Raw genomic sequence first — 13556 nt, forward strand, 5'->3', positions numbered from 1 at the left:
CCGGAATAACCTCTGTAACCAAACGCAAGAACATTAAATAATAATTTTTAAGGTGTTTATCTTTGTTGAGATAAACACCTTTTCTATTTAGAATGGCTTTTTTGATTTGTGTGTGCTACACTAAAACCAATAATTTGACAATTGGAGGTTGTGAAAATGGAAAATAAGTCTGCTCAAACAACAAAGAAATCCGAGCCTAAGAAAAAAGTCATTTGGAAATTCAATGAAGGTAACACGATTATAGTTTCAGAGGAAAGCGTCAGGGCGGAAAATGAAAAGCGTTTTTCTTTTAAGTTAGAGAGATATAAGGACAGCGACACCTTTGAGGAAAGCTTGAAGATAACCAGTTATCTGCGTGGTAAGGAAAATGGCTCAATTGTCACCTCTATTTTGGACTTGGATAGTGACATTAAGCAACTTAGAAAATATGGCGTTGTGCTGGAGAATACATATTATCGTGACCTCTACAAAACGATTGAACAGAATTATTTGGATATATCTGAAACATCGGTCACTTTGGGCGCAGATGACAACAGGATAACGGATTTAATTGGACAGGTTAAATTGTACGTTGAGGGGGATAAAACCCTTATAAAAGATGATTTGTGTTATGTCCCTGTCAACATGTTCAACGACCTTGCCTATGATTGCGGGTACAGCAGTTATGAAATGAAAACCTTGCGAGCCAGCTTAGATAAGCAGGGGTATCTTCATACAGTCGGGGACAGATATGCCATACTTGCCAGAATCAACGGCAAGCCTGAAAGAGTAATTGCATTCGACAGGAAGAAATTAGGGATTGAACTTCCTACAAAAAAGGACAGCAAGAAAACGGAAACGAGTGATACCAATGAAGCGTAAGCCAACCCTTTCCATTGCTCCCTATTATGGCGGCAAGGGGCGCATGGCCCATTTTATTGCCGACCGTTTGAATTATGATGACAGCGACATTTTTATAACTCCCTTTGGCGGTATGTGCAGGGTGCTTTTGAACAAACCTAGGCATAAAGTTGAGCGCTACAATGATTATAGTTCAGCCTTGCAAGCTCTTATGCGGGTGCTGTCAGATGCAGAATTGGCAAGGACGTTTATCCACCGCCTTTATGAGGAAACGGAATACAGCCAAGAGGAATTTGACAAGCAGAAGGCCATTTACGATAATGCTGAAATTGATTTGGAAGAGCAGGAAAGGGGAAAATTAAAAAAGCTGTTGACTTCAAAAAAGATTGTCGAGCCTGTTACAGCCAATGCACTGTTGGATGAAATCATGTATGAGGCTACCCACCCTGTCAAAAGTAAAGAACCTAACAAAAACAAGCGGAATCATAGGGACGTAAGTAATTCCGTTCAAAAGTCAATCAGCACTCTAAAAGATAGTTTAACGAAAGATAATGACTTCCGTGTAGAGTTTGAAAAACAGCTCTCAAACTGGGTTCAGCTTTATTTACTGAAATCCAGTCAGGGATATCTTGAACGGACGCAGGATATAGGCGAAGCTGTCTCGGATATAGATTTGGCAGTTGCAACATACTATGTCTTTCAATGCAGCCGTGACGGTATGGGTCAAACCTACAGCAAAGAAAAGTTTCAGGACACCGACCATTATTTGAAGCAAGTGATGAAATTATATGACTGTGCGGAACGGCTGGAGGGCGTATATATCCATCAAATTGACGCTGTTGACTTTTTTAGGCGTAGATTGTTTGTGGACATTGACACGCCAATAGAAAATGTGCCTCCTCAATACCGTATGATGAATGAGTGGATAAACAATCCAAGGGTCATGATGTACTGTGACCCAAGCTATATCAGTGTGGAGCATGAAGCAAAACTATTGAAGGATATTGATATTGACGCTGAAAAGAGCTTGTCGGAGGCCATTCAAAAAAAGTACGACAGTAAGAAAATGCCTAAAAATCTTGGTGAGGTATACGCAAGGTCATTCGGATATGACGAGCAGGAAAAGTTTCTAAGGTGTATACAGAAGGCAAAGTGTAGAATACTGGTCAGCAATTATGATTTGGCACTCTATAATAAATACCTCAATGAGGATGCGGGCTGGAGACGGGAAGAATTCATTACAACGACTGGGGTTGGCGGTAAAGTGGACAATACCCGTGTGGAGGTCATTTGGTATAACTACTGACAGAAAAGAATAATGGCACTCACCTTTTGGGGTGGGTGCCGTTGTGTTTTATATCTGCATTTTCTTGAAAGTGCACTGCCAAGTCTTATACCTCCAATGAAGCAGTTTTGTATTACTACTGCAAGCTGAATAATTGGAGGTTTTATTATGCTTGCTTCTGATAGTGCACTGTTTGAGAGAGCTTTTGAAGTGTTTAACGAGGTATATTTTGATTGCGGTCTGCCTGATGCCGTTATAACAATTCAATCCAGTCCAAAAAGTTTTGGGTATATCACCGTTCATAAGGTTTGGACGGATACAGCGGACAGCTACCATGAAATCAACATTGGGGCGGAGCATTTGGCACGCCCCATTGAAAACGTACTGGCTACTCTGCTTCATGAGATGGTTCACCTGTTCTGCATGGTTAGCGGTATCAATGACACCAGCAAGGGCGGGCGGTATCATAATAAGCTGTTTAGGGATGAAGCTGAAAAATGTGATTTGAAGATTGAATACGCTCAATATATCGGGTACAGCAAGACTTCACCGACTGACAGGTTTATTGAGGTCATCAAGGAAAATGGGCTGTGTGCGGATATAAGTCATTCAAGGACTGGGGTAATTAGTGTTGACCTGCCTCCTGCTCCGGGCGGTGACAATGGCACTGATGGCGGTAGTGGTATTGGTGGCGTCGGGAAAAGGAAATCAAGCACAAGAAAATATAGGTGTGATGGCTGTGGTATCAGTGTTAGAGCTACTAAAGATGTTCATTTAATCTGCGGGGATTGCATGACGAGCTTAGTCAAGGTGTAAAAACAATAGGGGTTTCTATGTGTTTTAACTTCAATTTGAATTGCGGTTAAAAGAATAATTCAGGAATTGAGGTTTTAGGACATGGAAAGGGCTTGTGGATATATCAGAGTATCAACGGAGGGTCAGGTCAAACAGGGGTATTCTCTGGAGGAGCAGAGAGAGGAAATTATAAAATACTGTTTGGATAACGGGCTTGAACTGGTCAAAATTTATGACGACAAAGGCATTTCCGGAGCGAGAGCAAACGAGGACGAGTTAAGCATTGATAGGGACGGTTTAATGGATATGCTTGCAGGACTGAAAAATGATAACATCAAGTACGTTGTGGTTTTAAGCACTTCTAGGCTGTGGCGGTCGGATATGGTGAAGGTGCTGATACATAGGGAACTTAAAAAACATGACGTGGATATCAGGGCAATCGATAGACCAACATATACCATTTACAGCAACAATCCCAATGATATTTTAATCAACGGTATGTTTGAATTGTTGGACACTTACGAGAGGTTGGAAATTGCCTTGAAGCTGAAGCGTGGGCGTGTTCAGAAGGCCAAGGACGGGGGGTATTCCGGCGGGGGCGTTCCCTATGGCTATGTGTCAAAGAGGGGTAGCAAGGTTATGGAGATTGACGACAGGCAGGCCGAAGCTGTACGCAGGGTATTTGAATTGCGGTCAATGTGTCCTTGGCTGACCTTGCGGAAGATCTCCGACGTTCTGAATATGGAGGACTACAAAGGGAAGAACGGCGGTAACTTTAATGTAATGCTTGTCAAGCGCATTTTGGACAAAGAGGACTTTTATAAAGGGGTTTACAGGTATTCGGGGATTCAAGCGGAAGGTCGGCATGGGTCTATACTTTGAAAGGGGTTAAGTTGGCATGGAAATATAACGGTTTAATATACAGTGATGAAAAAAGTTGATTCAGTGAGAGCGAATCAGCGTTTAGGGAAATTTTAAGTTCGAATAAGGGTGATTGGTGGTTAGGGTGAAAAACTGGCTTATTCAAGTGAAAAATTTGAGTTGGCTAGTTGAGAAAAATCATAACATTTGATAGGTCATTACAGGGTGGGCGTGGTTGTAATTATTTTTAATGAAAATAAAAAGTTGGTTGGGATATGAAATTGTTGGTGTTGGGCGTATGATCGGAATCTTATAGAGAAAAAATGATGTTTCAAAATTTGGGAAAGGGTTCACGGATAAATTATTTGCGCAGGAGGTTTGAATGGGGGTGTCGGTGTTGCAGACGCAAAGGACTTATACGGAAGAAGAGTATAACAAGCTGAAAAAGGAACTGGACATAATGACGGATAAATATAACCATGCAAGGACGCAGTATGAAATTGCAAAAATGGCTTTGACCAATAACGGCGATACCCGTATTTTGCAAAATCTTCTTGCGGAAATAGAAGCACTACCTTATGTCTTGGATAAAAAACATTGGCTTGGGGATTTGTACGTTAAGTATCCGTATTACAAAGAAATTAAAACGCATGTTGATAACGGTATTACAAGAGTTTCTGAAATTGTTCGTTTAACTGGCGTAAGTAAGTCGGCGGTTTACAGGGCTTTGCATGATATGAGGTTGTTTCCACTTGGTGCAGGGAAATGAGCAACACAAGAAATACAACCGACATAGAGGGTTACTTCTTTGCTAGTTGTGTATTGGGTTTGGCGTGGGTAACGGGGTTCGCTATCCATTGTTTCAGCCATGAGGGTATATATAAATGCGTTCGGACAAAATAAATATGAGACTATAACAATAAGAGCCTACCTCTGCCAAGAGATAGGCTCTTAAAATTTATCCATTACTCTATTGCAAATTTGGAAATCTTACGGTAAAATTGCAGTATCGAGAATAATAAGTGCGGCAGTCCTGAGGTGTTGGTAGCACCTCAGGACCTGCATAGGATGGTACTAGCATCCTACACAACAGTGAAAACTGTACCACATTACTATTATAGTGTTTCTTTGCCATTTTGACAAGGAGCATTATGATGTTGTGTTTCGCATATTTTGTGCGGTGTAGGGGTTACGTCCTGCATCGCATTTTGTTATTTCTCGATGGAGTGAAGCCCGGGAGGTCAGGTGTATGACCTGGCCTCTTGGGACAAGCTCTGTCGAACTCGAAATAACAAACAAGGAAGTGTAACAATGAAAGGACTTAAAAAAGTGGGTTCCCTCCTCACGGCGGCAATGCTGGTTCTGTCCCTGTCAGTGACAGCACTGGCGGCAACTGAGGAAACAAAAATCACAGTTGATGACAGCAAGGACGGGTATGTAACGGTCAGTAATGTAACCTCGGTCAAGGAGCTTCAATATCGTACGGTGTATTTTGTATCATCGCCAACAACGATAAGCTTCTATGGCTCAGACCTCATGCGGGAAATCATTTATTATCATCCAAACGCGGTTGTCACGGATAACAGCGTTGAGTTGGGTGATTTGTATGAGGAATTGACTCTCGACCTGAAGCTGGACGCGGAGGGGCTGTACTATCTGTCAGGAAACAGCAGCACCTTGAAGGGCACAGGTGTTTATACAGTCATTGCGTCTCCAGAGGCGGCTATGGGGGCAAGCTTTGTTGTCGTGGTTAGGGATGAACCGGCGACAGCGGAAACTGTGACAGCAACACCCACAGCGTCAAAGGTGCTGGTCAATGGTTCATCGGTATCGTTTGAGGCTTATACGATAAACGGGAATAATTATTTTAAACTGCGCGATTTGGCAAAGGTACTGAGCGGCACGGGAAAGCAGTTTAATGTTTCTTGGGACGGGACAAGCAAGGTCATTAATCTGGTGTCCGGTTCACCCTATACAGTGACAGGTGGTGAAATGGCAACTGGAGATGGGAAAGCCAAGCAAGCGATTATAAATTCATCTTCCATTTATAAGGATGGGGGCAAGGTCAGTTTAACGGCCTATACGATTAATGGGAATAACTACTTCAAGTTAAGAGATATTGGACAGGCTTTTGACTTTGGGGTCACGTGGGACGGGACAGCGAATACCATTAAGATTGATACCTCAACCGGATATATGCTTGAAAGTAGCTCCGAGAGCACAACAGCAACCGGCGCGACGTTGGGTATTGGGGGTTCGACTGTTTCTGCCTTGGCAATGATGATGCAGGGCTGGCCGGCTGGTGTGCATGTCGAAGCATTTGTTCCAAACGGGCCGGCGCAAACAGCGGGAATGCAGTTATACGACGTTATTTACAAGGTGGATGATACGGAAGTGGCTTCAACGGACGAATTGAGCACACTTTTGAAAACGCATAACGCTGGTGATGTGGTCAAAGTTTATGTGTACAGACCGGCTGACTATGAGGGGGACGGGGCTGACGCGGTGGAGGAATACCTGACCTTTGACGTGACGCTTGCGAAGTAGCGGAGGTGACATGATGAAGAAAACGGGACTTGCTATATTGTCTGTCACGCTCCTTTTGGCAGTCACAATTTCAGTTACAGCGTATGCGGCAACAGGTTATACGAAAACAGCAACCCTTACTTATAGTGGAATCAGTGTTGTTCTGGACGGGAAACAGTTGTCACTTACGGATGCGACAGGAAAAACAGTGGAGCCGTTTGTGATAGACGGCACAACCTATTTGCCTGTACGCGCCATCAGTGATGCGTTGGGCTTGGATGTGCAGTGGAACGGGGATTCCAATACGGTTTACCTATCAACGGAGCCAATAGAGGATTCTACATCAGGAAAAGTTGTTGACATGTCTACACTGGAGGCCTACAGCGGCGAGGGTGATTTTATCAGCGCACAGAGCTTTATGAACCGTCAGGAAAAGTATTCACCGGATAACATGCTGTACGCTTTTGCCGGTGAAAGCATTCTGGGCTGGACGCTGAAGGATGTTCCAACGGGTTATTCTGTTACATATCTGCTAAATGGGGACTTCACGACGCTCAAAGTCAACGCAGCGTCGATTGACGGTCAGGGCAGCACAACCTTTATCTTTCAGGATGGCGACACGATGAAGGAGCTAAAAAAGGTATCGCTGGCGTCGGGTGACAAGCCAGTTGAGTTGAGCATTGATGTGACGGGGATTGATAAGCTGAGGATTTATTATTCGGTATCTCCTCATAAGTTTAACAATTCAGGATATTATTACATAGAGCCTAACGGGGCGCTTTATAACGCATACTTGGTGGAGTGAATAACTGGTAATCAAATAGTGGACGGGCAACACTTTTATTTAGGTGTTGCCCGTTTGCTTTTGAGGGAAACATCAGGTATATTAAGTATATAAACGGATTATAAATAAGATTTCATTCAGGAATGGTGATTATAAGATGGATATAAGCAAGTATACAGGTGAAATTGTTTCTGGAATCATTACACTGGCAAGTACAATCATTGGCGCATTATTGGGATACGCTCTTGGACGAAAAAAACCTAAGATTGTATTTGAGATAATTGCTAATGATGAATATAATGACATATTAAATGAGGGCCGTAAACTACATAATAAATATTCATCTTCTGGTTATTCTGTAATCTGTTATAATACGGGCAACTTGTCCTTAATGTTAACGACTGTTGAGTTCACTCACAAGGGCAAAAATGGAGTAATTTGTAATTGCGATTTTGGAGCTGTACCTATAGCTCCAAATGATAAATATGAATATAAGCTCAATGAGCAGGAATATGACAACTTCAAATGGCATACCACAGAATATCATTTAATGAAATGTAAGATAACAGCTTATACACTTAGTAAAAAGAAATACTATTCATCATTGGACTTGGAAGGGTTAAAAATAATGTGGGAGGTATCTGCTGACTCTGTCGTTGTGTAAAGCACTTTATAACAACCAGGCTTGGGCGTTTTGCCCAAGCCTTTTTCATGCTCAAAAATAACTTATAAAAACTTCAAAATATCTCTTGCAACTCGTTTGAATCAGCGTTACCATCTGCCCCTGACAGGTTGATTAATCTGTAAAACATTTTGAAAGGTGGAAACAATCATGGGGAAATTCGTTATTAACTGCGTAATGCTGGGTAAGCGCGTCACGGGATACAGGGTTTATGTGTCCGAAACAAAGGAGTTTATCGGTCTGACTGAAAAACAGATTAAGGACATGATTTCAAGTGGTGAAAGGGTTTATGGCTTCATAGTGGACGCTGAAGGTTCTTTACAGTTGGACAGGGACGGTTTTCATGCCAGTAATATCATGGTGGAGACGGGTATTTCAACCTTGAAGCCCATGGAAATGACGGGGGCGGTTGCCAATGTGTTCTTTGTGGCGGTGGGTGTTCATAAGGTCAAGGACGGTACTGTTTATGAGGTTGTCAATAGCCGGTACGGTCGGACGAGTATCACGGAGGGCAAACTGAAGGCCTTGTTGGAAATTGGTTGTGTCAGTGGCGGGGTTTACATGGACAGTAAGGGTAAGGTTACTGTTTGCGAGGGCGTGGAGGTCATTGAGGAGGTGCAGTAGCTTTGAATATATTATTGGCGTTCTGGTTGGGCTTCTGCTCGGTGATATTGATATTGACTTTGTTCCTGTTGTTCAAGCTGGTGGAGTTGTTAAAAGGTCTGTTGGAGGAGCTAAAAAATCTGTAAATATAAAATAAGCCTGTTCCAAGTGGTTCAGGCTTATTTTTATGTCTTGGGATAGTTTGCTTGGGTTAATGGTATACAGCGTACCAGAGGGGGCACCCACAAGGCCATACAGCGTTTTAGAGGATTATAGAATTCTGTTGGGGGTAAGGTGACCTGGGGTTAAAATACCTAATGGCAACGGAATAGTTCATAGGTGGCTTAAAAATGTACTTTCCCTGTACTAAATAATAAAAACGATTTAGGGGGGGCACACCTTTATGAAAAAAGCAAGGTTCGATATATCCTTTCAACTGGAAGATGAATCCAGTAATATAATCCGCAACGCCAACACGAATATATACATGAACAACGTTGACAACCGCTCCATGGAATATTTAAAGTACGTCATTATTGAAGCGTGTGACAGAATAAGCGAGATTGTCAGCGACGAGGTTCAAGGGGGTACAGCGGATGAATGAAAGAGAGTTTATGGAGGTCGTGCCTTTTGGGAATGGGTTCTATAAAATTGTCAACAGAAAGCATATGACCGAAATTGCATTATTCCGTGTTTCACCTAATTCATCATTTGTTTTGGATACGGAGCTTGCGAACAGCATTATTGACGCTTATTTGAAATATTATCGCGCGGTCAACAGACGAATACAGTCTTTCAGATAAGAAATATCTATGAGGCAGGCCGGGTTGGCCTGCCTCATTTTCTGTAGGGCATTGAATTTACCGCAGTAATTGGGCTAGTTGTGTTTGGAGATCGGACAGGAACAGAAAGCGCAAGAAGGGATTGTGATTAAGAAATGCTACTTTTCTTTAACAAGTTGAAAAAATATATAGGGCAGTTTCTGTTCCTTTTTAATGGGTTTAAGAGAGAATCCAACAATAAGGTTGATAGGTGGTTTATAGTCTGCTGGCTTCTCTTTTGTCTATTTATAGTTACAATTATTCTTTCTATAATTTTTTAGAAATTCCATTCATGGATTAGCATAAGGGATTTTTTGATTGAATTAGAAAGAATTGTATATAAAAACGGAGTGTTTTCCAAAAAAATATAAAAGGTGTAGTCTTGGTGAAAATGGGTTCTTCTACTCTCCATCGACTAGTTGATGTCGGTGATGGGAGTTTTTTATTGGGCTGAAATTACAGTTAACGGGTTCAGTAGTGGTTTATTGAGTTATACGTACAAAACGACAGTTTTGTAGTTGAGGTAAATAATTCGGAAGGATGTTTACCTTATGAATACTACCTCTGTTAACGTTACTGCAACGGAAGAAAATGAAATTCTTAGTACCTTTCATCAAAATCACTTCAAGATTAAAGAAGATGCAGGTTTTGAGCGTTGTGTAGATTTTATAGCAAAAATGATAGAGAAATACAGCTGCGAACTTACATAATATGGAATATTGTAAAAACTACTATAGGCATTTCTTAAAAAAGAGAACTCTAAATGGGTTCTCTTTTTTTGTATAGACTTTCCAAATGTACTCTGATATAATGGTTGGGACATTGAATTACCGATAAATTTCTATTGCAAAGGGAGATGAAGCAGATGAAAAAGAGGTGCTACATATACACAAGGGTCTCAACCGAAATGCAGGCTGATGGGTATAGCTTAGATGCCCAAAAGGAAAAACTGAAGAAGTATGCAGAATATCAGGCGCTAGCTATTGTGGGTGAATATACTGACGCAGGCTCAGGTAAAAATTTAGCAGGACGCCCCAATTTTCAGAGGATGCTTACAGATATAGAACAACAGAAGGACAAAATTGATTTTGTCTTGGTTTTCAAGCTTTCGAGGTTTGGACGTAATGCCGCGGACGTTTTGAGTTCTCTTCAACTCATGCAAGACTATGGAGTAAATCTGGTTTGCACCGAGGATGGTATTGACAGCAGTAAAGACAGTGGTAAGCTTATGATATCTGTTTTATCTGCCGTTGCAGAAATAGAGCGTGAAAATATTTTAGTCCAGACAATGGCTGGTCGTAAAGAGAAAGCACGCGTTGGAGAATGGAATGGTGGCTTTGCACCATACGGGTATGATTTAATAGATGGTAAACTGGTCATAGCAGAGGAAGAATCAGAAGTAATTAAAGTTATCTACAATCAATTTGCTACTACAAACAAGGGGATAAATTCAATAGCTTCATATTTAAACGATAATTCCGAGTATCAAAAGAAAAAAAGACAAAATGGTACTTTAGATGCTTTTTCAGCATCTTTTGTTAAAGGTGTTTTAGATAACCCTGTGTACATGGGGAAGATATCATATGGCAGAAGAAAGAATGAAAAAATACAAGGGGAACGGAACAAATCCCATATTGTAAAGCAGAAGGAGTTCCCTGTTTACAATGGAATCCATGAAGCAATCGTATCAGAGGAATTGTGGCAAGCAGTACAAGAAAAACGTAAGTTTACTGGTTTTAAGTATGAGAAGAAGTACAGTTTAGACCACGCAAACATACTTTCCGGAATTTTACGTTGTCCTTTATGTGGTGCTCCTATGTATGGTAATGTAAACAGAAAGAAAAAATCGGATGGGACTTATTACAGAGATTACTTTTACTATGCCTGTAAACATAGAATGCGTGTAAATGGCCATCAATGCGATTATAAAAAGCAGTGGGGTCAAGCCAAGATAGACGAAGCTGTTGCAGAGGTAATTACTAAACTGGTGCAGAATGAAAAATTTGAGAAAGCTATAAAAGGCAAAATAAATTCTAAAATTGACACTGCTGAATTGGAAAAGGAATTAGAAAATCTTAAAAAATTACAACGTCAAACAGAGGGTGCAAAAACCAAATTAGCACAACAAATTGATTCCTTGGATATCATGGACTCTTTGTATAATAAAAAGTATGAAGATATGCAAGACCGTTTAAACCAATTCTATGAAAAAATAGATTCAATTGAAATAGAGATGGACGAGGTCGCCGCAAGGATACAGAATATTAGGTTGAATAAACTTAATGCTGATAGTATTTATAACATTTTAAGGTTGTTTGACCAGTTGTATGATAAATTTACGGATATGGAGAAGAAAGAGTTTGTAAATAGCTTTGTGGAAAAGGTTGAAATCTATCCAGGGGAACAGGAAGATGGGCGTATACTAAAGAGCCTAAAGTTTAGATTTCCAGTCTTCTTTAATGGTAGTGAAGTGAATGAAATTAGTTGGGACTCAGAAAGTACAGTTGAAGCGATAATTCTGATGACAAGATGTGGTTCAGAGGAGAAAAAGTAGGGTTTGACCACAAGATGTAGTGGTTTTGGAGTGATTTTGGGGCGAAAATTGAGCGAAAAAATGCTTGTTTTTGCCCCTTAAAAATAGGCTAAAATATAGATGACATAGAAATTTTGAGTGTGATATTCAAGGAAATAAAGGATTTACTTTTTTGATGAGAGTACTGAAAATTGAAAGAAAGGAAGATAAATAGTAATTTTTGGAGGTGCTTATATGAAGATTTTATCATTAAATATCAACAACTTTGGAGTATATGAGGCACCGAATAGATACAAAGCAGAAGGAATTTTACACTATATTTCAGATAAATCACTAGACATAGTAATTTTACAAGAGTTTAGAAAATCAGATGTTGGAAATTTGTTTTTAGAAGAATTAGATAAAAGGGGATGGGTAGTGAAATATCCCAAACATCCTTTTAAAAAAGATACATGTGAGAAGGATTATAAAGTTCAAAGTCATGTAATTGCTTTGATTTCAAAAGAATTGAAAGATTATGAAATAGTTAATCCAATAATCAATTCAAAATCCCAAATGTGGCCACGCTGGATTGGAATTGACATTTCAAATCTCCAAATTGTTGGTGTACATATCCCATCATGGAATCAGCGTCCGACAGATTCAGAATATTATTGGGAGGATATGCTAAGTTACTTTGATAGTACCATTGCAAATAAGGTAATTATTATTGGAGATATGAATGTATATGAAAAAGGTACTAATTCAAAGAAAAAATTCTATGAATTAATAGATAAAGGTTTAGAGGATTTATGGAGGAAAAGTGTTATCAATAACAAAGCATTTATTATTAATGAGGATAGCATCGAAAGAAAATGTGATGATAAAGATAAGCTTACATATAAAAATATAACTCGTATAGACTATGCTTTAGGCGTAAGTGACATTACAATTAGCAAAATGATTATTGATGACTCAACTTTAAAATTTACAGATCATAGTGCGTTGTTGTTATATATAGACAATAAGTAATTAATAAATTAAATAAATAAAGAGCCTAAGTTTTTAAGCAATTTAATGATTGTTGGACTTAGTCTCTTTTTTTATACCCAAAAACAGAAAGCGAGGTCAACAGACGATGTCAAAATATTTTATGTATGGTACAGAGTTGCAGGAACTTGAACAGATGATGATGCTTGTACCAAATTTTATGCCAAGAAGAAGTGGGGTGATTATAGTGAAAAAGCTACAGAACAAAAATGAAAATATAAGATGCTCTGATTGTAATTATTTTATTGGCAGTCAATGCAGTAAAAATATTTGTAGTTGTTTTGCAGAAAGATTGAAAGCAGGAATGATTTGTTATGAAACTATTGTTAAAAACTGCTATAAGGAATTCAAATCATACCGTTTCAAGAGAAGGCTTGCCCGGTTAGTCAGAAACTTTGATGGGGATATTTTTATAAATCCAATTCACCGTTTCAGATTTTATAAAGTCTGCCGGATACAAAATGTATCAATGGAAAATAGAAGTCCAAGTTACCTTGCAGTGCTGTTTCTGCTTACTGCAGATGACAGGCTGTGGGATTTGGCGAAGGGACATACATATTTAGATTGTTTTGATTTTAAAAGAATGAACCTGAAAGGAATCAATACAGATGAATATGCATTGTACCAAACAGCACGAACTATCATCTTGGGAAGAGAGTACATAAGGATAGATGAAATAGCAGATGAGAATTTAATTGAAGAAGATACATTCAAAGCCATAATCAATGCTGTTTTGATTTCTAAATATGGAGCAGATATGTTCCAAGTAAATTGCTAATAAGAGCTGATTTTATAAA

General features: G+C 39.7%; 16 protein-coding genes. All 16 read left to right on the forward strand.

The annotated features are described in order from the left end of the window. Positions 1–156 precede the first annotated feature (156 nt). The 16 genes from LY28_RS13890 to LY28_RS13955 all read left to right on the forward strand — a co-directional run bounded on the left by LY28_RS13890 (position 157) and on the right by LY28_RS13955 (position 13537). Positions 157–861: a hypothetical protein gene (locus tag LY28_RS13890; RefSeq protein ID WP_110462793.1), complete on the forward strand. Its 705-nt coding sequence runs from the start codon at positions 157–159 to the stop codon at positions 859–861. Further along, positions 851–2146 carry a DNA adenine methylase gene (locus tag LY28_RS13895; protein WP_110462794.1) on the forward strand — a complete coding sequence of 432 codons (1296 nt, stop codon included), beginning with the start codon at positions 851–853 and terminating at the stop codon, positions 2144–2146. The genes LY28_RS13890 and LY28_RS13895 overlap by 11 nt, the downstream gene beginning before the upstream one ends. Before the next feature lie 147 nt (positions 2147–2293). Next, the gene (locus LY28_RS13900) at positions 2294–2941 is read left to right on the forward strand and encodes a SprT-like domain-containing protein (protein ID WP_110462795.1); all 648 of its coding nucleotides are present in this window, start codon (positions 2294–2296) and stop codon (positions 2939–2941) included. A gap of 81 nt (positions 2942–3022) precedes the next feature. Continuing rightward, positions 3023–3802: a recombinase family protein gene (locus LY28_RS13905; RefSeq protein ID WP_110462796.1), complete on the forward strand. Its 780-nt coding sequence runs from the start codon at positions 3023–3025 to the stop codon at positions 3800–3802. A gap of 361 nt (positions 3803–4163) precedes the next feature. Beyond that, positions 4164–4550 (forward strand): helix-turn-helix domain-containing protein, encoded by a 387-nt coding sequence (locus LY28_RS13910; protein ID WP_110462797.1) that lies wholly within the window; start codon positions 4164–4166, stop codon positions 4548–4550. Between the two features lie 542 nt (positions 4551–5092). After that, the gene (locus LY28_RS13915; protein WP_110462798.1) at positions 5093–6328 is read left to right on the forward strand and encodes a PDZ domain-containing protein; all 1236 of its coding nucleotides are present in this window, start codon (positions 5093–5095) and stop codon (positions 6326–6328) included. A gap of 10 nt (positions 6329–6338) precedes the next feature. Next, positions 6339–7112: a stalk domain-containing protein gene (locus LY28_RS13920; protein WP_110462799.1), complete on the forward strand. Its 774-nt coding sequence runs from the start codon at positions 6339–6341 to the stop codon at positions 7110–7112. Between the two features lie 136 nt (positions 7113–7248). Next, a complete protein-coding gene (locus tag LY28_RS13925; protein WP_110462800.1) occupies positions 7249–7755 on the forward strand; it encodes a hypothetical protein in 507 nt (168 codons plus the stop codon). Positions 7756–7923: 168 nt separating this feature from the next. Continuing rightward, positions 7924–8397, forward strand: coding sequence for a hypothetical protein (locus tag LY28_RS13930; protein ID WP_110462801.1), 474 nt, complete (start codon positions 7924–7926; stop codon positions 8395–8397). Further along, positions 8381–8533, forward strand: coding sequence for a hypothetical protein (locus LY28_RS19175; protein ID WP_165835572.1), 153 nt, complete (start codon positions 8381–8383; stop codon positions 8531–8533). The genes LY28_RS13930 and LY28_RS19175 overlap by 17 nt, the downstream gene beginning before the upstream one ends. A gap of 246 nt (positions 8534–8779) precedes the next feature. Continuing rightward, entirely contained in the window at positions 8780–8980 is a 201-nt protein-coding gene (locus LY28_RS13935; RefSeq protein WP_110462802.1) for a hypothetical protein, read from the forward strand. Next, on the forward strand, positions 8973–9179 hold the full coding sequence (locus LY28_RS13940; protein ID WP_110462803.1) for a hypothetical protein: 207 nt from the start codon (positions 8973–8975) through the stop codon (positions 9177–9179). Before LY28_RS13935 ends, LY28_RS13940 begins: the two co-directional genes overlap by 8 nt. A 569-nt stretch (positions 9180–9748) precedes the next feature. Further along, positions 9749–9907: a hypothetical protein gene (locus LY28_RS19180; RefSeq protein ID WP_165835573.1), complete on the forward strand. Its 159-nt coding sequence runs from the start codon at positions 9749–9751 to the stop codon at positions 9905–9907. A 146-nt stretch (positions 9908–10053) separates the two neighbouring features. Further along, a complete protein-coding gene (locus LY28_RS13945; RefSeq protein ID WP_110462804.1) occupies positions 10054–11751 on the forward strand; it encodes a recombinase family protein in 1698 nt (565 codons plus the stop codon). A 213-nt stretch (positions 11752–11964) separates the two neighbouring features. Beyond that, positions 11965–12741 carry an endonuclease/exonuclease/phosphatase family protein gene (locus LY28_RS13950; protein WP_110462805.1) on the forward strand — a complete coding sequence of 259 codons (777 nt, stop codon included), beginning with the start codon at positions 11965–11967 and terminating at the stop codon, positions 12739–12741. A 106-nt stretch (positions 12742–12847) separates the two neighbouring features. Next, on the forward strand, positions 12848–13537 hold the full coding sequence (locus LY28_RS13955; protein WP_110462806.1) for a hypothetical protein: 690 nt from the start codon (positions 12848–12850) through the stop codon (positions 13535–13537). The last annotated feature ends 19 nt before the right edge of the window (positions 13538–13556 follow it).

This window comes from Ruminiclostridium sufflavum DSM 19573, from assembly GCF_003208175.1.
Lineage (GTDB): Bacteria > Bacillota > Clostridia > Acetivibrionales > DSM-1351 > Ruminiclostridium > Ruminiclostridium sufflavum.

Excerpts from the sequence above, each read along its gene's own strand:
- LY28_RS13890 (WP_110462793.1), top strand. The coding sequence starts at position 157 with ATGGAAAATAAGTCTGCTCAAACAACAAAGAAATCCGAGCCTAAGAAA.
- LY28_RS13895 (WP_110462794.1), top strand. The coding sequence starts at position 851 with ATGAAGCGTAAGCCAACCCTTTCCATTGCTCCCTATTATGGCGGCAAG.
- LY28_RS13900 (WP_110462795.1), top strand. The coding sequence starts at position 2,294 with ATGCTTGCTTCTGATAGTGCACTGTTTGAGAGAGCTTTTGAAGTGTTT.
- LY28_RS13905 (WP_110462796.1), top strand. The coding sequence starts at position 3,023 with ATGGAAAGGGCTTGTGGATATATCAGAGTATCAACGGAGGGTCAGGTC.
- LY28_RS13910 (WP_110462797.1), top strand. The coding sequence starts at position 4,164 with ATGGGGGTGTCGGTGTTGCAGACGCAAAGGACTTATACGGAAGAAGAG.
- LY28_RS13915 (WP_110462798.1), top strand. The coding sequence starts at position 5,093 with ATGAAAGGACTTAAAAAAGTGGGTTCCCTCCTCACGGCGGCAATGCTG.
- LY28_RS13920 (WP_110462799.1), top strand. The coding sequence starts at position 6,339 with ATGATGAAGAAAACGGGACTTGCTATATTGTCTGTCACGCTCCTTTTG.
- LY28_RS13925 (WP_110462800.1), top strand. The coding sequence starts at position 7,249 with ATGGATATAAGCAAGTATACAGGTGAAATTGTTTCTGGAATCATTACA.
- LY28_RS13930 (WP_110462801.1), top strand. The coding sequence starts at position 7,924 with ATGGGGAAATTCGTTATTAACTGCGTAATGCTGGGTAAGCGCGTCACG.
- LY28_RS13935 (WP_110462802.1), top strand. The coding sequence starts at position 8,780 with ATGAAAAAAGCAAGGTTCGATATATCCTTTCAACTGGAAGATGAATCC.
- LY28_RS13940 (WP_110462803.1), top strand. The coding sequence starts at position 8,973 with ATGAATGAAAGAGAGTTTATGGAGGTCGTGCCTTTTGGGAATGGGTTC.
- LY28_RS19180 (WP_165835573.1), top strand. The coding sequence starts at position 9,749 with ATGAATACTACCTCTGTTAACGTTACTGCAACGGAAGAAAATGAAATT.
- LY28_RS13945 (WP_110462804.1), top strand. The coding sequence starts at position 10,054 with ATGAAGCAGATGAAAAAGAGGTGCTACATATACACAAGGGTCTCAACC.
- LY28_RS13950 (WP_110462805.1), top strand. The coding sequence starts at position 11,965 with ATGAAGATTTTATCATTAAATATCAACAACTTTGGAGTATATGAGGCA.
- LY28_RS13955 (WP_110462806.1), top strand. The coding sequence starts at position 12,848 with ATGTCAAAATATTTTATGTATGGTACAGAGTTGCAGGAACTTGAACAG.